20 protein-coding genes and 2 tRNA genes are annotated in these 23,066 nt (G+C 72.1%); 8 read left to right on the forward strand and 14 right to left on the reverse strand.

Annotated elements, in window-relative coordinates:
• Positions 1–79: 79 nt before the first annotated feature.
• The 3 genes from EV385_RS07745 to leuC all read right to left on the reverse strand — a co-directional run bounded on the left by EV385_RS07745 (position 80) and on the right by leuC (position 3,008).
• Positions 80–784, reverse strand: a complete 705-nt coding sequence (locus EV385_RS07745) for an HU family DNA-binding protein (protein WP_165449412.1) — start codon at positions 782–784, stop codon at positions 80–82.
• Positions 785–961: 177 nt separating this feature from the next.
• Positions 962–1,549, reverse strand: coding sequence for a 3-isopropylmalate dehydratase small subunit (gene leuD / locus EV385_RS07750; protein ID WP_130508836.1), 588 nt, complete (start codon positions 1,547–1,549; stop codon positions 962–964).
• A gap of 16 nt (positions 1,550–1,565) precedes the next feature.
• Positions 1,566–3,008 carry a 3-isopropylmalate dehydratase large subunit gene (gene leuC, locus EV385_RS07755; protein ID WP_130508837.1) on the reverse strand — a complete coding sequence of 481 codons (1,443 nt, stop codon included), beginning with the start codon at positions 3,006–3,008 and terminating at the stop codon, positions 1,566–1,568.
• A 49-nt stretch (positions 3,009–3,057) separates the two neighbouring features.
• Between leuC and EV385_RS07760 the strand changes: the two genes are divergently transcribed.
• Entirely contained in the window at positions 3,058–3,744 is a 687-nt protein-coding gene (locus EV385_RS07760; RefSeq protein ID WP_130508838.1) for an IclR family transcriptional regulator, read from the forward strand.
• A 215-nt stretch (positions 3,745–3,959) separates the two neighbouring features.
• Here EV385_RS07760 and EV385_RS07765 read toward each other — a convergent pair.
• From EV385_RS07765 to EV385_RS07775, 3 genes are all read right to left on the reverse strand, one after another.
• Positions 3,960–4,032: transfer RNA gene (locus tag EV385_RS07765), tRNA-Glu, on the reverse strand.
• A gap of 85 nt (positions 4,033–4,117) precedes the next feature.
• Positions 4,118–4,189 (reverse strand) — tRNA-Gln (locus tag EV385_RS07770).
• A gap of 99 nt (positions 4,190–4,288) precedes the next feature.
• Positions 4,289–5,092 carry a fumarylacetoacetate hydrolase family protein gene (locus tag EV385_RS07775; protein WP_130508839.1) on the reverse strand — a complete coding sequence of 268 codons (804 nt, stop codon included), beginning with the start codon at positions 5,090–5,092 and terminating at the stop codon, positions 4,289–4,291.
• 121 nt (positions 5,093–5,213) lie between these two features.
• Here EV385_RS07775 and EV385_RS07780 point away from each other — a divergent pair, with 121 nt between their 5' ends.
• Positions 5,214–6,212, forward strand: coding sequence for a 3-methyladenine DNA glycosylase (locus EV385_RS07780; RefSeq protein ID WP_242624765.1), 999 nt, complete (start codon positions 5,214–5,216; stop codon positions 6,210–6,212).
• 3 nt (positions 6,213–6,215) lie between these two features.
• On the opposite strand, the gene EV385_RS07785 is transcribed toward EV385_RS07780, so the two are convergent.
• Both EV385_RS07785 and arfB read right to left on the reverse strand, forming a co-directional pair.
• Positions 6,216–6,809 carry a hypothetical protein gene (locus EV385_RS07785; protein WP_130508840.1) on the reverse strand — a complete coding sequence of 198 codons (594 nt, stop codon included), beginning with the start codon at positions 6,807–6,809 and terminating at the stop codon, positions 6,216–6,218.
• 188 nt (positions 6,810–6,997) lie between these two features.
• Positions 6,998–7,423 (reverse strand): alternative ribosome rescue aminoacyl-tRNA hydrolase ArfB, encoded by a 426-nt coding sequence (gene arfB / locus EV385_RS07790; protein WP_130508841.1) that lies wholly within the window; start codon positions 7,421–7,423, stop codon positions 6,998–7,000.
• A gap of 163 nt (positions 7,424–7,586) precedes the next feature.
• On the opposite strand from arfB, the gene EV385_RS07795 reads away from it, so the two are divergent.
• Both EV385_RS07795 and EV385_RS07800 read left to right on the forward strand, forming a co-directional pair.
• Positions 7,587–8,900 carry a M16 family metallopeptidase gene (locus EV385_RS07795; RefSeq protein WP_242624766.1) on the forward strand — a complete coding sequence of 438 codons (1,314 nt, stop codon included), beginning with the start codon at positions 7,587–7,589 and terminating at the stop codon, positions 8,898–8,900.
• Positions 8,897–10,243: a M16 family metallopeptidase gene (locus EV385_RS07800; protein WP_130508843.1), complete on the forward strand. Its 1,347-nt coding sequence runs from the start codon at positions 8,897–8,899 to the stop codon at positions 10,241–10,243. The genes EV385_RS07795 and EV385_RS07800 overlap by 4 nt, the downstream gene beginning before the upstream one ends.
• Positions 10,244–10,312: 69 nt before the next feature.
• On the opposite strand, the gene EV385_RS07805 is transcribed toward EV385_RS07800, so the two are convergent.
• Positions 10,313–11,290: a phosphotransferase family protein gene (locus EV385_RS07805; RefSeq protein ID WP_130508844.1), complete on the reverse strand. Its 978-nt coding sequence runs from the start codon at positions 11,288–11,290 to the stop codon at positions 10,313–10,315.
• Between the two features lie 211 nt (positions 11,291–11,501).
• Here EV385_RS07805 and EV385_RS07810 point away from each other — a divergent pair, with 211 nt between their 5' ends.
• Together EV385_RS07810 and EV385_RS07815 are read left to right on the forward strand one after the other, a co-directional pair.
• Positions 11,502–12,986 carry a hypothetical protein gene (locus tag EV385_RS07810; RefSeq protein WP_130508845.1) on the forward strand — a complete coding sequence of 495 codons (1,485 nt, stop codon included), beginning with the start codon at positions 11,502–11,504 and terminating at the stop codon, positions 12,984–12,986.
• A gap of 233 nt (positions 12,987–13,219) precedes the next feature.
• On the forward strand, positions 13,220–14,227 hold the full coding sequence (locus EV385_RS07815) for an endonuclease/exonuclease/phosphatase family protein (RefSeq protein ID WP_130508846.1): 1,008 nt from the start codon (positions 13,220–13,222) through the stop codon (positions 14,225–14,227).
• A gap of 63 nt (positions 14,228–14,290) precedes the next feature.
• Here the strand turns inward: EV385_RS07815 and cimA are convergent, their stop codons facing one another.
• On the reverse strand, positions 14,291–15,877 hold the full coding sequence (gene cimA / locus EV385_RS07820) for a citramalate synthase (RefSeq protein WP_130508847.1): 1,587 nt from the start codon (positions 15,875–15,877) through the stop codon (positions 14,291–14,293).
• A gap of 245 nt (positions 15,878–16,122) precedes the next feature.
• Between cimA and EV385_RS07825 the strand changes: the two genes are divergently transcribed.
• Positions 16,123–16,866, forward strand: a complete 744-nt coding sequence (locus tag EV385_RS07825) for a tyrosine-protein phosphatase (protein ID WP_130508848.1) — start codon at positions 16,123–16,125, stop codon at positions 16,864–16,866.
• Between the two features lie 37 nt (positions 16,867–16,903).
• On the opposite strand, the gene EV385_RS07830 is transcribed toward EV385_RS07825, so the two are convergent.
• Positions 16,904–18,001, reverse strand: coding sequence for a branched-chain amino acid aminotransferase (locus EV385_RS07830; RefSeq protein ID WP_130508849.1), 1,098 nt, complete (start codon positions 17,999–18,001; stop codon positions 16,904–16,906).
• 164 nt (positions 18,002–18,165) lie between these two features.
• Complete coding sequence (locus EV385_RS07835) at positions 18,166–19,191, reverse strand: 3-isopropylmalate dehydrogenase (protein ID WP_207230073.1); 1,026 nt, start codon at positions 19,189–19,191, stop codon at positions 18,166–18,168.
• 376 nt (positions 19,192–19,567) lie between these two features.
• Between EV385_RS07835 and EV385_RS07840 the strand changes: the two genes are divergently transcribed.
• Positions 19,568–19,903 carry a hypothetical protein gene (locus EV385_RS07840; RefSeq protein ID WP_423203106.1) on the forward strand — a complete coding sequence of 112 codons (336 nt, stop codon included), beginning with the start codon at positions 19,568–19,570 and terminating at the stop codon, positions 19,901–19,903.
• A gap of 15 nt (positions 19,904–19,918) precedes the next feature.
• Here EV385_RS07840 and serA read toward each other — a convergent pair whose 3' ends face one another.
• Both serA and mpgS read right to left on the reverse strand, forming a co-directional pair.
• The gene (gene serA, locus EV385_RS07845) at positions 19,919–21,517 is read right to left on the reverse strand and encodes a phosphoglycerate dehydrogenase (protein WP_130508852.1); all 1,599 of its coding nucleotides are present in this window, start codon (positions 21,515–21,517) and stop codon (positions 19,919–19,921) included.
• A 117-nt stretch (positions 21,518–21,634) separates the two neighbouring features.
• Positions 21,635–22,897, reverse strand: a complete 1,263-nt coding sequence (gene mpgS, locus EV385_RS07850; RefSeq protein WP_130508853.1) for a mannosyl-3-phosphoglycerate synthase — start codon at positions 22,895–22,897, stop codon at positions 21,635–21,637.
• Positions 22,898–23,066 lie beyond the last annotated feature (169 nt).

Here is a 23,066-nt window from a genome sequence, read left to right on the forward strand (position 1 = left end):
GGCGCCGCGCGAACACGCGAAAGGCGTCCACCGTACGGGTGGACGCCTTTCGGTGGGCGGCGGGCGGACCCGCCGCCGCTCAGGCCTTGCGGGTGCGGGCCGTGGTGGCCTTCGCGGCGGACGTGGTGCGTGCCGTCGCGGAGGCGGTCTTCTTCGCGGTGGTCTTCTTGGCCGCCGCGGTCTTGGTCGCCTTGGCCGGCGCCCTGGTGGCGGCGGTCTTGCGGGCGGTGGTGGCCTTGGCCGTGGTCTTCTTGGCCGCCGCGGTCCGCGCCGTCTTGGCCGGTGCCGTCTTGCTGGCAGCGGTCTTGCGGGCCGTGGTGGTCTTCTTGGCCGCGGTCCTGGCGGTCTTGGCCGGTGCCGTCTTGCTGGCGGCGGTCTTGCGGGCCGTGGTGGCCTTGGCCGTGGTCTTCTTGGCCGCCGCGGACTTCGCGGTCGACTTGGTGGCGGTGGCCTTGGCCGGGGCGGCCTTCGCGGCGGTCTTCTTGGCGGCAGCGGCGGCCTTGGCCACCTTGCCGCTGGCGACCATGTCGCGGAAACCGGTGCCCGGCTTGAAGGCCGGCACGGACGTCTTCTTCACCTTGACCGGTTCGCCGGTGCGCGGATTGCGCGCGGTACGGGCATTACGGACCCGTTTTTCGAAGACGCCGAACCCGGTAATGGCTACTCGGTCGCCCTTGGTGACGGCATTCTGTACCTCGCTGATGACCGCATCCAGCGCCGCCGTCGCCGACTTCCGGTCCCCCAGTCGGGCGGCGAGCGCCTCGATGAGCTCGGCCTTGTTCACGGTTTCCCCTCCCGAACATGAGAACTGGCCCGATGCGAGCCATTCTGCGCGCACGCTATGCCCTTTGACCAGCAGACACAAACATCTGCATGAAAAAACGCCTTGTGTCGCAACGATTTCGCCCCCACCGGGGAGCCGGTGGGGGCGAAAAGGACGGCTGGGCCTAGGGAATGGGGCTCAGGCGACGACCGGCTTGAAAGCCGGGCGGGCCTTCTCGAACGCCGAAATCGTGTCCGAGTGGCGCAGGGTCAGTCCGATGTCGTCGAGGCCCTCCATGAGCCGCCACCGGCTGAAATCGTCGATCGGGAAGGACCAGGCGGCGTCGTCCACGTGCACCTGACGGGCGCCGAGGTCGACCGTGATCTGCTTGGCGGGCTCGCTTTCGGCCAGGTCCCAGAGGGCCTCGACCGCCTTCAGCTCCAGCTGCACCGGCAGCAGGCCCTCTTTGAGGGCGTTGCCGCGGAAGATGTCGCCGAAGCGGGGCGCGATGACCACCTTGAAACCCCAGTCGCGCAGCGCCCAGACGGCGTGCTGCCGGGACGAGCCGGTCCCGAAGTTGGGGCCGGCGACCAGGATGGTGGCCCCGGTGTGGGCGGGGTTGTTGAGCACGAAGGCCGGGTCGTCCCGCCAGGCACCGAACAGCCCGTCCTCGAAGCCGGTGCGGGTCACCCGCTTCAGGTAGACGGCTGGGATGATCTGATCCGTGTCCACATCGGAACGGCGCAACGGGAGGACCGTACCGGTGTGGGTGGTGAACTTGTCCATGATCGATTCCCTCGGGTCACAGGTCGGACGGGGCGGCCAGCCGGCCCACCACGGCGGTGGCGGCGGCGACCTGCGGCGAGACCAGGTGGGTACGGCCACCCTTGCCCTGCCGGCCCTCGAAGTTGCGGTTGGAGGTCGAGGCGGCCCGCTGGCCGGGGTCGAGCGTGTCCGGGTTCATGCCCAGGCACATGGAGCAGCCGGCGAAGCGCCATTCGGCCCCGGCGTCGAGGAAGACCTTGTCCAGCCCCTCCTGCTCGGCGGCCTCGCGGACCGCGTACGAGCCGGGCACGATCATCATCCGTACGCCCTGGTGCACCTGATGCCCGCGCAGCACGTCGGCCGCGGCCCGCAGGTCCTCGATGCGGCCGTTGGTGCAGGAGCCGACGAAGACGACGTCGACCTCGACGTCCTTGAGCGGGGTGCCGGGCCGCAGGTCCATGTACTCCAGGGCGCGGCGGGCGGCGTTGCGCTCCACCTCGTCCACGAAGTCCTCGGGATCCGGGACGACGCCGTCGAGCGCGGTGCCCTGGCCGGGGTTGGTGCCCCAGGTGACGAACGGGTGGATCGCCGACGCGTCGAGGATCACCTCGGTGTCGTACTCGGCCCCCTCGTCGGACGGCAGCGTGCGCCAGTACTCGACGGCGGCGTCCCAGTCGGCGCCCTGCGGCGCGTGCGCCCGGCCCTTGAGGTACGCGAACGTGGTCTCGTCCGGCGCGATCATGCCGGCCTTGGCGCCCCACTCGATCGACATGTTGCAGACGGTCATCCGGCCCTCCATGGAGAGCTTGCGGATGGCCTCGCCGCGGTACTCGACGATGTGGCCGTTGCCGCCGCCGGTGCCCACCTGGGCGATCAGCGCCAGGATCAGGTCCTTGGCGGTGACGCCGGGGTGCAGGTCGCCGACGACCGTGACGGCCATGGTCTTCGGTTTGGCCTGCGGCAGGGTCTGGGTGGCCAGCACGTGCTCGACCTCGCTGGTGCCGATGCCGAACGCCAGCGCGCCGAACGCGCCGTGGGTGGCGGTGTGCGAGTCGCCGCAGACGATCGTCGTGCCGGGCTGGGTGAGACCGAGCTGCGGGCCGATGACGTGCACAATGCCCTGTTCCGCGTTGCCGAGCGGGCGGATCTCGACGCCGAACTCCGCGCAGTTGCGGCGCAGCGTCTCGATCTGGGTCCGCGACGTCGTGTCGGCGATGGTGAACAGTTCGCCGCGGCGGGTGTTGAACGACGGGTCCGCGTAGCCCGTAGGGGTGTTGTGGTCTTCGGTTGCGAGCGTGAGGTCGGTGCGCCGGACCGCGCGCCCGGCCAACCGCAGGCCGTCGAAGGCCTGTGGGCTGGTCACCTCGTGCAGCAGGTGCAGGTCGATGTAGAGCAGATCGGGCTCACCCTCGGCTGCGCGCACGACGTGGTCGTCCCAGACCTTCTCGGCCAGGGTCCTCGGCTGAGTGACTCCCACCATCTGGACATCCTAAATTCTGGGAGGTAAGTTTCGGCTTGTGGGACACAGTATGAGCGGTGTCGGCGTTCTCGACAAGGCGGTCGTCATCCTGGCCGCCTGCGTGGACGGCGCCAGCCTGGCCGAACTCGTCGACCGGACCAAGCTGCCGAGGGCCACCGCACACCGGTTGGCGCAGGCGTTGGAGATCCACCGGATGCTGGTCCGGGACACCCAGGGCCGGTGGCGCCCCGGACCCCGGCTCGGCGAACTGGCCAACGCCGCGCCCGACGTGCTGCTGACCGCCGCCGAGCCGTTGCTGGCCGCGCTCCGGGACGCCACCGGCGAAAGCGCCCAGCTGTACCTGCGCCGCGCCGACGAACGCATCTGCGTGGCCGCCGCCGAACGCGCCAGCGGCCTGCGCGACACCGTGCCGGTCGGCTCCGTGCTGCCCATGACCGCCGGGTCGGCCGCGCAGATTTTGCTGGCCTGGGAGCCGCCCGAGGCGGTCATGCCGCTGCTGCCCCGGTGCAAGTTCACCGGCCGTACCCTCGCCGAGGTGCGCCGCCGAGGCTGGGCGCAGAGCGTCGCCGAACGCGAGCCCGGGGTGGCGAGCGTCTCGGCCCCGATCCGGGACCGCACCGGCCGGGTCATCGCGGGCATCTCCATCAGCGGCCCGATCGAGCGCCTGGGCCGCCGCCCCGGCGAGCGGCACGCGATGGCGGTGGTCCGCGCCGGGCAGCGCCTGTCCGGCCTCTGAGCGACGCATCGTCGTCTCATGGCCAGGCCCGCGTGCGGGCTGACGAAGGATCCGACGTCGCCGCGGCAGGCCGTGGTCGGCGCGGGCGTGGTGCCGGTCACCCTGTCAGTCTGCGCCGCGTGCCCGTCTGGGCAGCCCACCTGCGGAAAGAGCGCGTGGCCGGACAAAAGAACGCGGCCCGCGCCACCGTTGGTGGCGCGGGCCGTCGCGCTTTGTAGCCCCGAAGGGATTCGAACCCTCGCTACCGCCTTGAGAGGGCGGCGTCCTAGGCCGCTAGACGACGGGGCCAGGACTTGCTTCCGCTCCTGCTCGGAACGGCGGGCCGAACTCTATCAGAAGTCCAGCACCACCGGCCTCGCGAGAGACGGTCGCGCTGGGGTACCAGGACTCGAACCTAGACTAACTGAACCAGAATCAGTCGGGCTGCCAATTACCCCATACCCCATTGGTGCGGCTTGCCGCACCGGGTCAGAACTCTACCTGAGGCCATGATGCCCGCCAAATCCGGTTCCCGTCCCGCGAATCACCGCAGGCCGGAGGCCGGTTACGTCAGCGCGACCACCGGGTTGGACAGCTCGCCGATGCCCTGCACCCGCACCGCGACGGTGTCGCCGGAGACGATCTCGCTCACCCCGGCCGGGGTCCCGGTCAGGATCACGTCGCCCGGCAGCAGCGTCATGACGTGCGACACGTACGACACCAGGGTCGGCACGTCGAAGACCATGTCCCTGGTCCGGCCGAGCTGGCGTACCTCCATCGCCTCGGGGTCGCGCCCGACCTCGCAGCGGATCTCCAGATCGCTCACGTCCAGGTCGGTGACGATCCACGGGCCCAGCGGGCAGAACGAGTCGAAGCCCTTCGCCCGCGTCCACTGCGGGTCGCTGCGCTGCAGGTCGCGGGCGGTGACGTCGTTGCCGCAGGTGTAGCCGAAGATCGCCTTCTCGGCGCCGGCCCGGTCCACCCGGCGAGCGCCGGTCGCCCCGATCACCACCGCCAGCTCGGCCTCGTGCTCCACCCGCTGCGACTGCGGCGGCAGCCGGATCGCGTCGTTCGGGCCGATCACCGAGGTGGACGGCTTGATGAAGATCAGCGGTTCCTTGGGCACCTCCACCCCGTGTTCGGCGGCGTGCTCGGCGTAGTTGCGGCCGACCCCGATGACCTTGCTGGAGAAGATCGGCGCCAGCAGCCGGACGTCCGACAGCGCCCACCGCTGGCCCGTGAAACGCACCGCCTCGAACGGCAGGCTGTCGATCTCGGCGACGGTCAGACCCGCGGGACCGGCACCCGCCTCACCCTCCACGACGCCGAACGACACCCCACCGGCATGAACAAAACGAGCGAAGCGCACGGAGGAACCCCAATCTGATCAGCGGGTACGCCTGCAGTGAATCTACGCCGGGACCGCTGCGTGTCCGGGGTCGCACCGGACGGTGATCGTGTGGTCTCGACAGGCTGGATACGCTGGTGCGATGGGGACGCAGGAGGGCGGGACCCTCCACGAGGGGACCCTGCACGACATCGCGCCGCGCGACGCGGCGCCCACGGAGCGCGCATTGACCACCACCTTGCCCTCGGTCACCTGGATTCCGCTGGCCCGCGCCCACGCCGAGCGGGCCGACTCGATGACGGCGGGCCACCGCGCCCGCAAGTCCCGCGGCGAGAAGCACGCCATCGAGGACTTCCTGTACGACTACTACGGCACCCGCCCCGCGACCCTGCGCCGCTGGCATCCCGGCGTCGGCGCGGGGCTGTCGCCCGCACCCGACGGGCTCGCCGAGCACGCCGCCTGGAAGTGGTACCGGACCTATCCCGACGGTGTGGTCACCCTGGACGTGGCGGCGTACCTGCACGCCCGCGCGGAGAGCGTGCGCTACATCCACGGCCTGCTCACCGCGACGGCCAGCCGCCCGGTCTTCTCCGGCTGCTTCGGGCTGCACGAGTGGGCCATGGTCTACCGCCAGCCGGAGCACCGGCACCCGCTGCCGCTGCGGCTGGGCCAGGCCGGCACGGACGCGGTGGTCGAGCAGCACCCGATCCGCTGCACCCACTTCGACGCGTTCCGGTTCTTCACCCCCGAGGCGGTGGGGCTCAACCGGCTGCAGCCCACCCGGGCCACCCAGGTGGACCTAGACCAGCCCGGTTGCCTGCACGCCGCGATGGACGTACACAAGTGGGCCGGCAAGCTGGGTGCGGCCGTGCCCGGCGCGCTGGCGCTGGACTGCTTCGCCCTGGCCGCCGACATCCGCCTGCTCGACATGCAGGCCTCACCGTACGACCTCAGCTCGTACGGCCAGCCACCGGTGAAGATCGAGACTCCGGAGGGCAAGGCCGAGTACGTGGCCCGCCAGCGCGAGTTCGCCCGCCGGGCCGCCGCCCTGCGCGCGCGGTTGATCCGGGTCTGCGAGGAACTGCTCGGTCCCGGCCTCGCCGCCCAGAACCGCGCGGCCGTCGCCCCGCACAACCTCTGACGGTCAGGGCGTGTAGACCTCGTCGGCCTTCGTGATCTGCCCAGCCGCCACGTCGAAGACGAACAGGTGATGGCTCTCGTCGAGGGCCTTCTGGAACGTGGCCAGGTCGGCGTCGACGAGGTGCAGCTCCGGCGTCATGTCCACGACGCGCAGCTTCGCGCCCGACGCGACCGGCAGCGTACGCAGCTTGGTGTTGTTGTTCCGGTAGTAGTAGCCGGTGCACCAGTCGTTGGCCGTCTCCGTCACGCCGTCCTGCTTGCAGGCGGCCTCCGCCTTCTTGCCCTCGAACCAGTCGACGAGGTCGAACGTGATGGTGTGCTCCGCGGGATCGGCGGCCTTGATGAAGGCGTGCTGGGTGCCGGTGAGCGGCGCCGCCGTGGCACCGGCCGACCGCGACGGGCCGGCGGACCCGCTGGTGGGGGCCGGTTGCGACGTGGCGGCGGGGCCGGTCGCGGCGGTCGCGGCCGGGGCGCTGGCCGACGTACCCACCGGCGCTGTGGCCGTCGGCCCGGCGCCGCCGCCGGTGTGTCCACACGCGGCCAGCGGCGCCAGCAACACGGGGATGAGAACGATGCGCCGCAGCACGGTGGCCTCCATGACTGTTCGGATGGTCGCGGCTTGCCCGTGGCGGCGTGCGGCCTCCCGGTGCGACAGCATCATGATGATGGCCCGCCGGCCCGGCCGGTGACCGGGCCGCACCGGGTGGCACGAAGCCAGGAGAACCGCAGGTCCGAGCCCTCCCGGTGGCCCAGATCCGGCAGCGTCCGCGACCCGGGGCGGCGCGGTCAGTCGAGGTCGCCGCGCCTGCCCCGCTTGACCTGGCTCCGGCGCTTCTTGTCGGCGATCCGGCGCTCCACCGCGCCCCGCGACGGCCTGGTGGCCCGCCGCACCCGCGGCGGGGGCGCGATCGCCCCGGCCACCAGCCCGGCGAGGCGGGCCGCGGCGGCCTCCCGGTTACGCAACTGGGAACGGTGCTCCGACGCGGTGACGGTGAGCACACCGTTGACGAGCCGCCCGCCGAGCCGCCCGGCGGCGCGCTCGCGCAGGGCGGGCGGCAGCATCTCGGAACCGGCCAGGTCCCACGACAGCTCCACCCGGGAGTCCGTCGTGTTCACGCCCTGGCCGCCCGGGCCGCTGGACCGCGAGAAACGCCAGGACAACTCGGCGGCCGGGATCGTCAGTCGGTCGTTCACCCGTACGTCGTCCGGCACGCGATCAGCATTCCATCCGCGGGCCTCGGCATGCCACGCGATTGTGGATCATCGTGGCGGCGCGCCGGTAGGTGAAGCGGTCGAATCGGCCGAGGCGCGACGTACACGCCCGGCGATGGAGATACTGGACGCCGGCGGGGTTCCCCGCGCACAAGGAGGTTGCGTGTCTGCACAGCCCACACCGGTCACGGCGACCGGCTACCCGTGGCCCATCGAAACCACGCGCCTGGCCAACGGGCTACGCGTCGTCGTCAGCGAGGACCGCAGCGCCCCGGTGGTCTGCGTCAACCTCTGGTACGACGTCGGTTCCCGGCACGAGCCACCCGGACAGACCGGCTTCGCGCACCTCTTCGAGCACCTGATGTTCGAGGGTTCGCTGCACGTGGCGAAGACCGAGCACATGCGCCTGGTACAGGGCTCGGGCGGTTCGCTGAACGCCACCACGAACCCGGACCGCACCAACTACTTCGAGACCCTGCCGGCGGAGCACCTGGAGTTGGCCATCTGGCTGGAGGCCGACCGCATGGGCGGCCTGGTACCCGCGCTGACCCAGGAGACACTGGACAACCAGCGCGAGGTGGTCAAGAACGAGCGGCGCCAGCGCTACGAGAACGTCCCGTACGGTGACGCGTGGCTGCGCCTGCTGCCGCTGCTGTACCCGCCGGGACACCCGTACCACCACGCGACGATCGGGTCGATGGAGGACCTGAACGCGGCCGCGCTGGAGGTGTTCCAGGCGTTCCACCAGCGCTACTACGCCCCGAACAACGCGGTGCTCACCGTCGTCGGCGACACCACGCCGGACGAGGTCTTCACGCTGGCGGACCGGTACTTCGGGTCGCTGTCCCCGGTGCCCGACATCCCACCGGCGCCGAGCGGGCACCTGAGCGGACCCGCCACGGCACCGGCGCGGGACACCGTCTCCGCGGCGGTTCCGGCCCCGCGGATCTATCTCGCCCACCGGACCCACCCCTTCGGTACGGCCGGGTACGACGCGGTGACCGTACTGGCGACCGTGCTGGGCAGCGGCCGCGGCAGCCGGCTGTACCAGCGCCTCGCGGACGGCGCCCGGATCGCCCAGCCCGACTACGTCGGCGCGTACGGGGTGGATCTGGCGCACGCACCCGCCCCGCTGATCGTCACCGCCACGGCCAAGGACGGGGTGAGTCCGCAGACCCTGGAGGACGGACTGGCGGAGGTGGTGGACAGCCTGGCCACCGAGCCGGTCACGGAGGCGGAGCTGGACCGGGCGAAGGCGCTGCTGACGACCGCGTGGTGGCGCCAGGTGTCCACGGTGGGCGGCCGCGCCGACACCCTCGGCCGGTACGCCACCCAGTTCGGCGATCCGGCGGCGGCCGGGTACCGGCTGCCCGCCTGGCAGGCCGTCACCGCCGGGGACGTCGCCGATGTGGCCGCGCAGGTGCTGCGCCCCGAATCCCGCGTCACGCTGACCTACCTGCCGAAGGAGTCCTCATGACCCTCGTCGCCGATCGGCCCGGGCCGGGGCGTGCCCGGCCCTACACCTTCCCGGCGGTCACCCGCCGCGAGATCGGGGGCGGCCTGGTCGTCGCCGCGCACCTGCCCGGTCAGTCGCTGGCCACGGCGGCGCTGCTGCTCGACGCGGGCGCGGCACGGGAGGCCGCCGGGCGGGAGGGCACGGCCACGGTGCTGGCCAAGTGCCTGGAGGAGGGCACCACGGCCCGCGACTCCGCGGCGTACGCGCTGGCGTTGGAGGGACTCGGCGCCGAGCTGTCCACTTCGGTCGACTGGGACACCTTCCAGGTGAGCGTCTCGGTGCCGGCCGGTGTGCTGCTGCCGGCGGTGGAGTTGCTGTCCGAGGCCACCCGTACCCCTAGGTTGGACCCGGCCGATGTGACCCGGGTGCGCGACGACGAGGTCAGCGCCCTGCGGATGGAATGGGCTCAGCCGGGGCCGCGCGCGGACGCCGCCCTGCGCGCCGACCTGTTCGGCGCGCGGGAGCGCTACGGCCGCCCGCCGCACGGCGATCCGGCCTCGGTGGCGGCCGTGACGGTCGAGGACGTGACCGGCTTCCACGCGACGTGGCTGCGCCGCCCCGGCGTGCTGCTGGTCGCCGGTGACCTGGAGGTGCTCGACCTGGACGCGCTCGCCGCGGCGGCCTTCGCGGACACCACGGGCGGCCCGGCCGACGAGGGCGGCGTGCTGGGGGTTCCGGTGCGCGCCAGCCGCCGGGTGGTGCTGGTGGACCGGCCCGGCAGCGTGCAGTCCACGCTGCGGCTGGGGCACCGCGCGCCGCACCGCGCGCATCCCGACTACGTCGCGATGACGCTGGCGGCGACCGTGCTGGGCGGCGCGTTCACCTCCCGGCTCAACCACCTGATCCGCGAGGTCAAGGGCTACACGTACGGGATCCGCGGCGATTTCGCGCTGACCCGCCGCTTCGGCCGGTTCGGGGTGAGCGCGGCGGTGCAGACCGCGGTGACCGTGCCGGCGCTGGCGGACACGGTCGGCGAGATCTCCCTGATGCGCCAGGGTGGCGTGACGGAGGACGAGCTGGCGGTGGCCCGAACGTGGCGGGCCGGGCAGCTCACCGTGGAGATGCAGACGCCGGGCGCGATCGCGGCGGCGCTGGCCACCCTCGTGATCCACGGTCTGCCGGACGACTATCACGCGACGCTGCGCAGCCAGTTGCTGGAGGCGACGGTCGAGCAGGTGTCGGCGGCGGCGTTAGCGCACCTGCATCCCGAGGGGATGACCCTGGTCGTCGAGGGCGACGCGGCGGTGATCCGCGACGAGCTGGCGGCGGCCCAGATCGGCGACATCGTCGACGCCGACGTCTGAGGCGGACGGACGCGGACCAGAGTGGACGGCGGGCCCCGGGGTTGGTGCCCCGGGGCCCGCGACGAACGGCTACTTCGCTGCGGCGAGCGCCTTGCCGATGTTCATCTCGGCCAGGTCCAGCATCCATCGCCGGTCCGGGAAGTCGGTGTCCGCGATGCGCAGCGGCCCCTCGATCAGGGCGAGCACCTGCGCGTACCGGTAGAGCTCCAGCCGGTGCGGGTCGAGATCGACCGGGCGCAGCGCCGGGTACGCCGTGCCGAAGCGTAGCCGCAGGAAGGCGTGGTCCCACTCGACGTCGAAGTAGGTCAGGCCCTCGATGTCGATCATGACGGGCTCACCGGCGGGTGTGACCAGCACATGGTCCGGGCCGAGTTCGCCGTGCACGAGGCCGTATGCCGTCCGGGGCGGGACGGCACCGTGGAGCCGCCGCAGGTGCGCGGTGATCCGCTCGTGCGCCGCGGCGAGCCGGGGGTCGCGGGCTGCCACGGCGTCGAGGTGTGCGAGTGCCCGGTCGATGACGATGTCCTCCGGGCGACGGGCCTGTGCTGTCTCGTCCGGGGTGCCGGTGAAGAGCTTTCCGGGGCGGGCGCCCGGCGTGGTGTGCAGCCGGCGCAGCGCGTCACCGAGCGCGGACAGCGGCGCGACCGCCGCCGCGGGATCGCGTTCCATCAGCGTCTCCAGCGTCAGCCCGCCCGCGTCCTCGACGATCGCGATGTCGGCGTCGAGATGCCGGCCGTCACGGTCGAGCAGCAGCAGCCGGGGAACCCGCACGCCGGCGGCCGTGAGCGCCGCGTGGTTCACGGCGAACAGTTCCGCGCCCGAGGCGTCGGTGAACGGATCGTCCGGCACCGTCTCGGACGGCGGCCAGTAGTTCTCCCCGGGCGCCCAGACGTACAGCACCACGGAGGTCCCGTCGTCCAGGACCAGCCGGTAGACGCCCTTCTTCGTGCCGCCCGTCAGCCGCTCGAGGCTGGCCGGGTGCCGATCGGTGCCGTACACGTCCGCCACCAGGCACCGTACATCGTCGCGTCGTAGGAACGCCCGCATCCATGACCCCTCTCGCACCGGGAAACCGCCATGCTGTCCAACCAGACAAACGCCCCACAAGCCAATTCCTGCGATGGCAGCGGCGGGCCGGTCCGGGCGGTTCGGGATTCGGTGCGGCATGACAACGTTGTCGGAGGTTGCCAGGACGTGACAGGCGAGTTTCAATACGTCCTGCGCTCGTGAGAGCGCTCTCACAACGTCAGGAGCGCCCATGCCCGCCGTCCGGCCCACCCCCGCCGCGCCCCTCTCCCGCCGTCGCCTGCTGGCCCTGCCCGCCGCCGCGGCCGCCGCCACGATGACCGCGCCGCTGTTCTCCCCCGACGCCGCGGTCGCCGGCACGTACGCCTCCCGCAACCTGGTCGACCGCTCGCTGGCCGGGCCGGTCACCCGGGCGTACCGGTACCTCGACGTCGTGCAGGACGCCTACGTCAAGGGTGGCGAACCGCGGCTGCTGCAGTCGTACAACAACGAGAGCGGGCTGATGACCAGCGCCTTCGTGTACGACAACGCGCTGGCGGTGCTCGCGTACCTGGCCAACCCGACGGTCGCCAACGTGCGCCGGGCCCGGCTCGTCGGCGACGCGCTGCTCTGGGTCCAGGCCAACGACGAGACGTTCAGCGACGGCCGGGTACGCCAGGCGTACGCCGCGGGCCCGATGCTCTTCTACGGCGGCGGCCCGTACTTCCCCGGCCTCAAGCGGGCGGACGGCAAGGCCTCGGTGCTGTACCCGTTCGGCTTCGGCGGCTCCTCCACCGGCGACCAGGCGTGGACCGCGCTCGCCCTGGCCCAGCTGTACGTCGACACCAGAATCACCAAGTACCTCGACGGCGCGGTCGCGCTCGGCCGGTGGATCGCCGAGCGGAGCTCGCCGTACCGGTACGGCGGCTACCACGGCGGCCTGCAGTCCGACGGCGTCACCGCCCAGCGCTGGACCGCGACGGAACACAACATCGACGCGTACGCCCTGTTCGCGCTGCTCGCCAAGCTCACCCGGGACCGGCGGTGGGGCGCGCGGGCGGCAGTGGCGGCGGACTTCGTCCGGGCCATGTGGAACCCGGCGCAGGGGCACTTCTGGACCGGCACCCTCGGCGGCAACCCGGGCGAGGACCCGAACCAGATCAACACCGGCAACATCGCCGAGGACACCCAGACCTGGGCGCTGCTCGGACTCGGCGAGCGCTGCCACGACGAGGCCGTCGACTGGGCGGTCGAGCACCTGTGGAACACCGACGGCGGCGTCGGCTCCCAGCTGCCACCGGGCGTCAAGATCTCCGGGTTGGCCTTCAGCACCGAGGCCAAGAAGGCGACCGGCACGGTGCCCAACAGCGACCTGCCCAACAACCCCCGCGCGGTGTGGCTGGAGGGCAACGGGCACGCCGCGCTGGCGCTGCTCAAGCGGGGCCGGCCCGGGGACGCCGTGCTGGCCCGGCGGCTGCTGCACGAGACCGTCGTCGCCCAGGAGCAGCTCGGCGGCGGGCAGACCGTCGGGCTCACCGCCGACCCCGAGAGCGGACGGCTGTCCAACCCGGGCGAGGGCGGCACCTGGACCGGCACCGCGCTGCCGGAGCAGTCCGGCATCGTCGCGGCCAGCAGCGCGTTCGACACGGGGTTCCTGTTCGGGTACTTCCAGCGCCAGCACGTGGGCGCCACGTCATGGTTCGTGATGGCGGCGCAGGGTTTCAACCCGTTCCGGTGACGGTGTGCCCGTCCGGGCCGCCGGGGAGCAGCGGCACGGTTCACGGGGGTCGTGCCGCTGCCCCAGCGGGCGCGCCCGCCCCCGCACGGCGCCCGCCCTCGGCGGGGGCGGGCGCCGTGCCGGGCGGCCCGAATAGCCGGCGCGGGGCTCCGGCGAGGCGGGTGGCGTGGGCTCGGGTGTGACGGATCTCCTGCGATTCGGGCGACGTGGCGCACACCGGATAACGTCGCGCCATGACCCTCACCAGCTCACCCCCCACGACCCGCCCGGCACGCAGGGTGCTGCGCACCGCGCTGCTGTGGGTGCTGCTGCTTCCGGGCGCCGCATGGGCGGTCGTCCGGTTCGGCGGCTGGGAGCGCGGGGCGCTGGTGCAGTTGTTCGCGTTCACCCCGTACGTGGCGGCGTGGGCCGTGGTGCCCGCCCTGGTGGCGTTCGCCGCCCGCCGGTGGCTGACGGCCGCGGTCGCCACGGTCAGCGCCGCCCTGCTGATCGCGTGCGTGCTGCCGCGCTCCATGGGCGATCACGACCCTGGCCCGCAGACCGGCGTCACCCTGCACGTGCTGACCGCCAACATGCTCATGGGCAAGGCCGACCCCGCGACGATCGTCCGGCTCGTCCGCGAGAACGACGTGGCGGTGCTGGCGCTGCAGGAGTACACGGGCGCGGCCCGCTCGGCGCTCACCGCGGCGGGACTGGACCAGCTGCTGCCGTACACGTCGCTGGCCATGCCGGTCGGCACCGATCGGTTCGACACCACCGGCTCGGCGCTGTACTCCCGGTACCCGATCACCGCGCCGGGCGTGCGCCACAACCGGGGCGGCTTCCAGCAGGCGTACGGAACGATCCAGCCGCCCGGCGCCCGCCCCGTGGCGGTGGAGTCCGCGCACCCGCTCGCGCCGTACGCCGTCGACGTGCTCGACCGGTGGCGTTCCGACCTGGAGGCCCAGCCGTACGCCGAGGCGAGCGGCCCGATCCGGATCCTGATGGGCGACTTCAACGCGACACTCGATCACGCGGCGTTGCGGGCCGTGATCGCGCACGGCTACCGGGACGCGGCCGACGCCACCGGCAAGGGCCTGATCGGCACGTGGGGGCCGTACGCGGACCACCTGCTGCCACCGGTGACGATCGACCACGTCCTCGTGGACGAGCGGATCGGGGTGGCCGACGTCTCGGTCCACGACCTGCCCCGCAGCGACCACCGCGCGGTCCTCGCCGACCTGCGCCTCCCGACCCGGTAACCCCGAGACCGGCCCCGCCCCGGCCCGGGCTCCCCAGACCCGGCCGGCCGGAACGGGCCAGGGTCAGGCGCGGGTGGTGGAGCGGGACAGGCCGTACGTGAGGGCGTCGGTGAGGGCGTGCCAGCTCGCCTCGACGACGTTCTCGTGTACGCCGACCGTCGTCCACTCCCGGGGGCCGTCGGTCGTCTCCAGCAGCACCCGGGTGATCGCCCCGGTGCCGTGCGAGCCCTCCAGGATGCGCACCTTGTAGTCGGCCAGCTCGAAGTTACGCAGCTGCGGGTAGTGCTTGGACAGCGCCACCCGCAGTGCCTCGTCGAGCGCGTTGACCGGGCCGTTGCCCTCGGCCGTGGCGATGACCCGCTCGCCGCGTACCCGGACCTTGACCGTGGCCTCCGAGACCACCGCGCCGTCCTCGCGGTGCTCGACCTGCACCCGGTAGGACTCCAGGGTGAACGGCCGCACCAGCGCCTCGCCGGGCAGTTCGCCGCGCACCAGCAGCTCGAAGGAGGCGTCCGCCGCCTCGAACGACCAGCCGCCCGCCTCCAGGTCCTTCACCTTCTGCGTGACGGTGGTCAGGGTTTCCGGGTGGCCGGCCAGGTCCAGCCCGAGCTCGCGGCTCTTGAGCTCGATGCTGGCCCGGCCGGCCATCTCCGTCACCAGGATCCGCATGTCGTTGCCCACCACCGCCGGGTCGACGTGGTTGTAGAGCAGCGGATCCACCTTGATCGCACTCGCGTGCAGCCCCGCCTTGTGGGCGAAGGCGGCGGCCCCGACGTAGGCCTGGTGGGTGTCGGGGGCGATGTTGGCGATCTCGGCGAGCGCGTTGGAGACCCGCGTCGCCTGTTCCAGGCATCCGTCCGGTAGGACCTTCAGCCCGAGCTTGAGTTGCAGGTTCGCGACGACCGCGAACAGGTCGGCGTTGCCGGGGCGTTCGCCGTACCCGTTGGCGGTGCACTGGAAGTGTTTGACGCCCGCCTCGACCGCGGCGATGGTGTTCGCGACCGCGCACGACGTGTCGTTCTGGCAGTGGATGCCGAGGGAGTCCGGGCTCACCCCGGCCCGCCGCACGACGTCGTTGATGGCGGCGGTGACCAGCGAGGGCAGCATGCCGCCGTTGGTGTCGCACATGACCACCCGCTCGGCGCCCGCGTCGAACGCGGCGCGCACCACCGACGTGGTGTATTCGGGGTCGTGGCGGAAGCCGTCGAAGAAGTGCTCGCAGTCGACGAACGCGCGCCGGCCGTTGGCCACCAGGTGCGCCACGGTGTCGCGGACCATGGCCAGGTTCTCCTCGCCGGTGGTGCGCAGCGCCCGTTCGACGTGCCGGATGTCGGATTTGGCCACCACGCACACGACCGGGGTCTCGGCGTCCAGCAGCGCCTGCACCTGCGGATCCTCCGCGACGTCGACACCGGCCTTGCGGGTCGCGCCGAACGCCACGAGCACCGCGTGTTTGAGGGCCAGCTCGGTACGGGCCCGCCGGAAGAACTCCGTGTCCTTGGGCATCGCGCCCGGCCATCCGCCCTCGATGAAGCCCACCCCGAACTCGTCCAGCAGCCGGGCCACCGCGAGCTTGTCGGCGACCGAGTAGCTGATCCCCTCGCGCTGCCCGCCGTCGCGCAGCGTCGTGTCGAACACCTGGTAGGTCATGGCGGATGTCCTTTCAGCAGGCGGGCGGCCCCCACAACAAAAAGACCCCCCGCGGATGCGGGAGGTCTGCGCGTCGGCGAAACGGTCGGCCGGCGCGCTAGGTGCCAATAATCAGCACGGAGTGGGTCACGCAAGGAAGCATGCCACCAACGGCGCCGACATGGGGCCTAAGTCCAGAATCCGGGACTGTCCCGGTGTGCCCGCGCTCGCAGCGGCCGGTTCAGGCGCCCGGCTAGGTTGTCAGGGTGACAGCGGAACCCTTCACCCGGAATCTGGACTTCTCGACGAACTACAACTTCCGTGATGTGGGCGGTTACGCCGGTCTCGGCGGCCGCACGGTGCGCTGGCGGCGGCTGTTCCGCGCGGACTCACTGCACCGCCTGGGCGAGGCGGACACGGCGGCGTTCACCGCCCTCGGCGTGCGCACGGTCATCGACCTGCGGCGGCCGTTCGAGGTGGCGCGGCACGGCCGGGTGCCGCACAGCGACGGGCTGGACTACCGCAACATCGTGCTGGAGCACGTCGACTGGGAACAGGTGGCGTACCCCGAGGGCACGGTGCACGAGCGCTGGCTGGCCGACCGGTACCTGAACTTCATCGAGGACGGCCAGAAGGCGCTCGCCGAGTCGCTGCGGATCCTGGCCGACCCGGACGCGGCGCCGGTGGTGGTGCACTGCATGGCCGGCAAGGACCGTACGGGCACGGTGTGCGCGCTGGCGCTGGCGCTGCTCGGGGTGTCCGACGCGGACATCGCCGCCGACTACGCGCTGACTGAGCCGGCGATGGCGTCGCTGACGGCCCACCTGTTGCGGACCAACCCCGAGGTGGTGCAGGGCAACGAGCACATGTTCGACTCGCCCGCGGCGGCCATGCTGCTGTTCCTGGCGGACCTGCGGGAACGGCACGGCTCGGTCGAGGCGTACGCGCGCGAGATCGGCGTCACCGGCCCCGAGATCGCCACGCTGCGCGCTCACCTGCTGGAGGGCTGAGGGCCGCGCGCCCGCTGACGGGCGCGCGGCGAAACACTCAGATCACCCGGTGCACCCAGCCGAACGGGTCCGCCGCGCGGCCGCGCTGGATGTCGACCAGCTCCTGGCGCAGCGCGCCGGTCACCGGACCGGTGTCGCCGTCGGCGACGGTGAACTCGCCGTCCGGGAAGCGGACCGTGCCGATCGGCGTGATGACCGCGGCCGTGCCACAGGCGAAGGCCTCCCGGATCCGGCCGGACGCCGCACCGGTACGCCACTCCTCGAAGCTCACCTTGCGTTCCTCGACCCGCCGGCCGGCCTTCTCGGCCAGCTTGATCACCGACTCGCGGGTGATGCCGGGCAGGATCGTGCCGGTCAGCGGCGGGGTGACCAGGGTGCCGTCGTCCAGGACGAAGAAGACGTTCATGCCGCCCAGCTCGTCGATGTACGTCCGCTCCACCGCGTCCAGGTAGACCACCTGGTCGCAGCCGTGCTCGATGGCCTCCGCCTGGGCGGCCAGCCCGGCCGCGTAGTTGCCGCCGCACTTGGCCGCGCCGGTGCCCCCGGGCGCGGCGCGGGTGTAGTCCGGGGAGACCCACAGAGTGACCGGCTTGAGCCCGCCGCTGAAGTACGCGCCCGCGGGCGACGCGATGACCAGGTAGAGATACTCGCGGGCGGGGCGCACCCCGAGGAACACCTCGGAGGCGAACGCGAACGGGCGCAGGTAGAGGCTGCCGTCCTCGATCTGGGGCAGCCACTGCCGGTCGATGCGGATGATCTGGCGCAGCGACTCCAGGAACATGCCGGTCGGCACGGCCGGCATGGCCATCCGCTGCGCCGAGGCCGCGAACCGGGCCGCGTTGGCGTCGGGCCGGAACATGGCGACCCCGCCGTCCGGGGTCGTGTACGCCTTCAGCCCCTCGAAGATCTCCTGGGCGTAGTGCAGCACCGCGCTGGCCGGGTCCATCGGGATCGGGGCGCGCGCCTCGACCCGGGGGTCGTACCACCCTTTGCCGTCGGCGTAGCGGATGGTGACCATGTGGTCCGTGAAGATCTGCCCGAAGCCGGGGTTGGCCAGCATCGCGGTGCGCTGCGCGGGAGCTACCGGCGCGGGGTGCGGACGGATCTCGAAATCGAGGTTGTCACCACCACTCATGGCACGTGACCTGCTTTCTTCATGAATGAGCGAGCCTGGGGGGCACCCGTGGTGCCCATGAACTTACCCCGAACGGTCGTTCATGCCGACCACGGCGGGGCATGCGTCGACTACCGGCCCGGTTAACGGCCGGCAGTGCGCAGAGTTGGGCTGGGTGGAACCGGTCAGGCGGTGGCGGCGACCCGGTCCCCGACCTCGGCGGTACGCAGCGGCGCGCCCGGGGTACGGGACGCGACCTCGGCCGCGACCGCCTCGGATACTCGGCGGGCCTCATCCGGGCGGCCGAGGTGTTCCAGCAGCAGGGCCGCGGAGAGGATGGCGGCCGCCGGGTCGGCGACGCCCTGGCCCGCGATGTCCGGCGCGGAGCCGTGCACCGGCTCGAACGTCGACGGGTACTGCCGCTCGGGGTTGACCGAGCCGCTGGCGGCCATGCCGATGCCGCCCGTGACGGCCGCGGCGATGTCGGTCAGGATGTCCCCGAACAGGTTGTCCGTCACGATGACGTCGTAGCGCTGCGGGTTGCTGACCATGAACATGCTGGCCGCGTCGATGTGCTGGTATTCCGTGGTGACCTGCGGGAACTCCGCGGCGACGGCGGCGAAGGTGCGCGACCACAGGCCGCCCGCGTGGGTCAGCACGTTGGTCTTGTGCACCAGGGTCAGGTGCCGCCGCTCACGGCGCGCGGCCCGCCCGAAGGCGTCGCGGATGACCCGCTCGACGCCGTGCCGGGTGTTCAGGCTCTCCTCGGTGGCGATCTCCGCCGGGGTGTCGCGGTGCAGGACGCCGCCGGCGCCGACGTACAGGCCCTCGGTGCCCTCGCGGACCACCACCATGTCGATCTCGCCGGGCTTGAGGCCGGCCAGCGGGCTGGTGGTGCCGGGCCACAGCCGGGACGGGCGCAGGTTCACGTACTGGTCGAAGTCGAAGCGGAGCTTGAGCAGCAGGCCGCGCTCCAGCACGCCGGGCGGGACGCTGGGGTCGCCGATGGCGCCGAGCAGGATCGCGTCGTGGCCCGCCAGCTCCTGCTGGACGCTGGCCGGGAGCACCTCTCCGGTGCGGTTGTACAGCCGGGCGCCGAGGTCGTACTCCGAGTACGCGAGGCCGGGCAGTACGGCGTCGAGGACCTTGCGGGCCTGGGCGGTCACCTCGGTCCCGATGCCGTCACCGGCCACCACCGCGATCCGCGCCACCGTCACGTCCACTCCCTCGGTCTGGTCCGACTCGTCGAGCGTAACGGCGTGTCCCGTTCTCCGGTACAGCGGTCCCACCATACGGCCGAGCAATCGTTCCGGAGGTCGGACGCGAACAGCCCCCGCGGATCACGGCAACGATCGCGGGGGCTGTCACGACGAGTGCGAACCCGCCGGGGTTGTTCGCCGCGCGGACAGCGCTCGGACAACGTCACCCGAAGACGAGCCCGGCCCGGCCGTGCGGCAGGACTAACGCTAGCGATGCGGACTTATGTCACGCAAGACGCATCCCCCGCGTGTCGCCGCAAGGATCCGCAATCACGCCGGACGGCGGTGGCATCATCCGCCGGTGAGTTTCGACCTCGTGGTGTGGGCCATGGACAACAGGGACATGCCGGACGCGGTGCGCGCGGCCAACGCGCGGTGCGCCCGTGGCGAGCACCCGCAGCGCCCCGCCGACCCCCGCGTCGTCGCCTTCTACGACGCACTGACCCGCGAATACCCCGACCGGGGGCACCGCGCCATGGCGCCCGGCTCCCCGTGGGCCGCCGCCCCGCTGCACGCCGCCGCCGACCACATCCAGATGCGGCTCGACGAGAACTGTCCCGACGTCGTCCTGGAGACCATCGAACGGCTGGCCGGGGAGCTGAACCTCGACCTGCTGGACCTGCAGGACGGCACGGTGTACCCGCCACCCGCCCGGGTGCACTAGCGGGGCGGGGCGAAGCTAGTCCTCGCGCAGGTCGACGATGCTGCCGCGGGACGACCCGATCGCGACCTCCGCCGCGGAGAGCAGCTCGGCGTCCACCGAGGAGTCGACCGTCAGCGCCATCAGGGCCTCGCCGCCCGCCTCCCGGCGGGCCACCTGCATGGCCGCGATGTTCACCCCGGCGTCGCCGAGGATCGACCCGATCGCGCCGACCACGCCGGGCCGGTCCGGGTACCGGAAGAAGAGCAGCACGCCCTCGGGGCTCAGCTCCAGGTCGAAGCCGTCCACCGCGGTGAGGCGACGGGTCTCGCGGGTGCCGGTCACCGTCACCGTGCCCGCGACGCTCACGGTGCGCCCGTCCGGCAGGGCCCCGCGTACGGTCACCAGGTTGTGGTGGTCGCACTCCTCGTCGCTGGTGACCAGCTGGACGTCGACCCCCCGGTCGGCGGCCAGCTTGGGCGCGTTGACGTAGGTGACCTGCTCCTCGACGACGGCGGAGAACAGCCCTTTCGTGGCCGCGAGCTTGAGCACCGCGACGTCGTGGGACACGATCTCGCCGCACACCTCGACCGCCACGCTCGCCGCCACGCCACCCGCCACGGCCGTGAAGACCTTGCCCAGCTTCTCCGCCAGCGCCAGCAGCGGCCGGACGTCCTCGTCGACCACGCCGCCCGCCTGCACGTTCACCGCGTCCGGCACGAACTCCCCCTGCAGGGCGAGCTTCACGCTGCGGGCCACGGCGAGCCCGGCCTTGTCCTGCGCCTCCAGGGTGGACGCGCCCAGGTGCGGGGTGACCACCACGTTCTCGAACGCGAACAGCGGCGAGGCGGTGATCGGCTCGGCCGTGAACACGTCCAGCCCCGCCCCCGCCACCCGGCCCTCGGCCAGCGCGCCCGCCAGGGCCTGCTCGTCGATCAGGCCGCCGCGCGCCGCGTTGACGATGCGCACCCCGGGCTTGACCGTGGCCAGCTCCTTCTCTCCGATCAGGCCCACCGTTTCCGGGGTACGCGGCAGGTGGATGGAGATGAAATCGCTCTCCCGCAGCAGCTCGTCCAGCCCCACCAGGCGCACCCCGAGCTGCGCTGCCCGCGCGGGCTGCACGTACGGGTCGTACGCGACGAGCCGGGTGCCGAACGCCGCCATCCGCTGCGCGAACAGCACCCCGATGCGGCCCAGCCCGACCACCCCGACGGTCTTGCCCGCGACCTCGACGCCGGTGAACCGGGCCCGCTTCCACTCGCCCTGCTTCAGTGCGGCGCTGGCGCTGGCGGTGTGCCGGGCGACCGCCAGCAGCAGGGCGATGGCCTGCTCGGCGGCGGAGACGATGTTCGAGGTGGGGGCGTTCACGACCATCACGCCCTTGGCCGTGGCGGCGTGCACGTCCACGTTGTCCAGCCCGACGCCCGCGCGGGCCACCACGGTCAGCCGGGGCGCCGCGGCGACCGCCTCGGCGTCGATCCGGGTGGCGCTGCGCACGATCACCGCGTCCGCGTCGGCCAGCCCGGCCAGCAGGGCGGCCCGGTCGGTGCCGTCGACGTGGCGTACCTCGAAGTCGGTGGCCAGCACGTCGAGCGCGGCGGGGGCGAGTTCCTCGGCGATCAGTACGACGGGGGTCATGCGTCTCCAACCGGCTCGCAGGCCGTCGGCGACCGGCCCTTTCGCGCGATCGTATGCGGGTGTCCGGCGTGGACACCGTGTCATCCCAAAGTGACCGCGGTCACATATTCGTAACCTTCAGGCGGCCGCGCGCGGGATGGTGCCGCGGTCGATCGGCGGTGCCGGGGGCAGGCCCGCCGCGGCCCGGCCGTCGAACCGGCGGAAACTCAGCGCCTCGGCGTCCAGGCCGTCGAACAGCAGATCGAGGTCGAGCTCGCCGACCGGCGGATAGATCCGCTCCCGGGGCGGCTCCTGGCCCGGCAGCAGCGCGCCCTGCGCCACCAGGAACTCCGCGATCGCCGCTCGCAGCGCGGGCAGGGTCACCGGCGAGTGGTAGATGACATTGAGGGCCTGCATCCGCATCCCCTGGACATGCTCCTCGCCCTTGTTGTCGTGGAAGTGCGGGTTGCGGGTCTCGATCTGCACCACCGGCACGGAACTGTTCATGACGTCCGGGTGCGCGCTGTCCAGCACGCCGCCGAACTGCTCGAACAGGTCCACGTACTCGAACGGTTCGACCGCGAAGCCGCCCGCCAGCCGCAGCTTCAGGCCCAGGTCCAGGCTCATCGCGTGCTCACCCGCGTTGCCGGTGGCGATCACCTCGGTGCCGAAGCCGGAATACTCCGCGAGGAACCGGTTGAGCCACTCGTTGGTGACCTCGGAGCTGCGCCCGCGGCGGCTGAAGAACAGCCGCCCATCGCGCAGCTTGGGCTTGGAATGCCACGAGATCCGGACCATCGAGTACGGGCTGCCCGCCAGGAACAGCCCCGCGGCGTACGCCTTGCAGTACTCGTGCACCGCGCCGGGGACGTAGTTGTCCGCGTCCACGTAGCCCACGTACCGGCGGCCGGTCATCGCCGCAAGGGCCATGCCGATCAGCATCGCCTCGCCCTTGCCCGCGCGGACCAGACCGGCGTCGTCGATCAGCTCCTCCATGCCGGCGGCCTTGAACGCGGCGGCCAGCCCCGGATCGCGCTGGTGCACAGTGATGGCCGGGCGCCCGGCCAGGCGGCAGAATTGTTCGACCGTCTGCGCCTCGATCTCATAACGGTCCACGGGATGCCGGTCGCTGTTCGAGACGAGTACGAGTAGACAGTCGTGTGGAATTCCGGAGAGCACTCCTTCGACGACCGTTCGTGACTCATTCATGCACGGCACGACGATGACCAGTTGCGTTTCGACCGCGCGCAACGCGTCCGGTGGCACGATACGACTGCCGGCCTCGAGCGCGGGGCGGCCGGCGTCCGCCTGGGCGCCGCTGTCCAGCTCGATAACCCGCTGCAGCTCGTGGATCCGGACCGCGCCGAAGCGCTCACTCCGGAAGGAATCAGCCAGTCGCATGCGGCGAGGCTACCCGTCGGGCACCACCCGGAACTGCTTGATCGTTCGACAATTCCGTTACGCCGCCGATCGCGTGAGCCGCAGGTAACGCTGAGGTTTCAGGTAATCGGTTCGTCACGCGAAACGCCCGGCCGCACGCGTCGGCCGGGCGTTTTGCGGAACAATTCTG

Origin of the sequence: Krasilnikovia cinnamomea (assembly GCF_004217545.1) — a bacterium.
Taxonomy (GTDB): domain Bacteria; phylum Actinomycetota; class Actinomycetes; order Mycobacteriales; family Micromonosporaceae; genus Actinoplanes; species Actinoplanes cinnamomeus.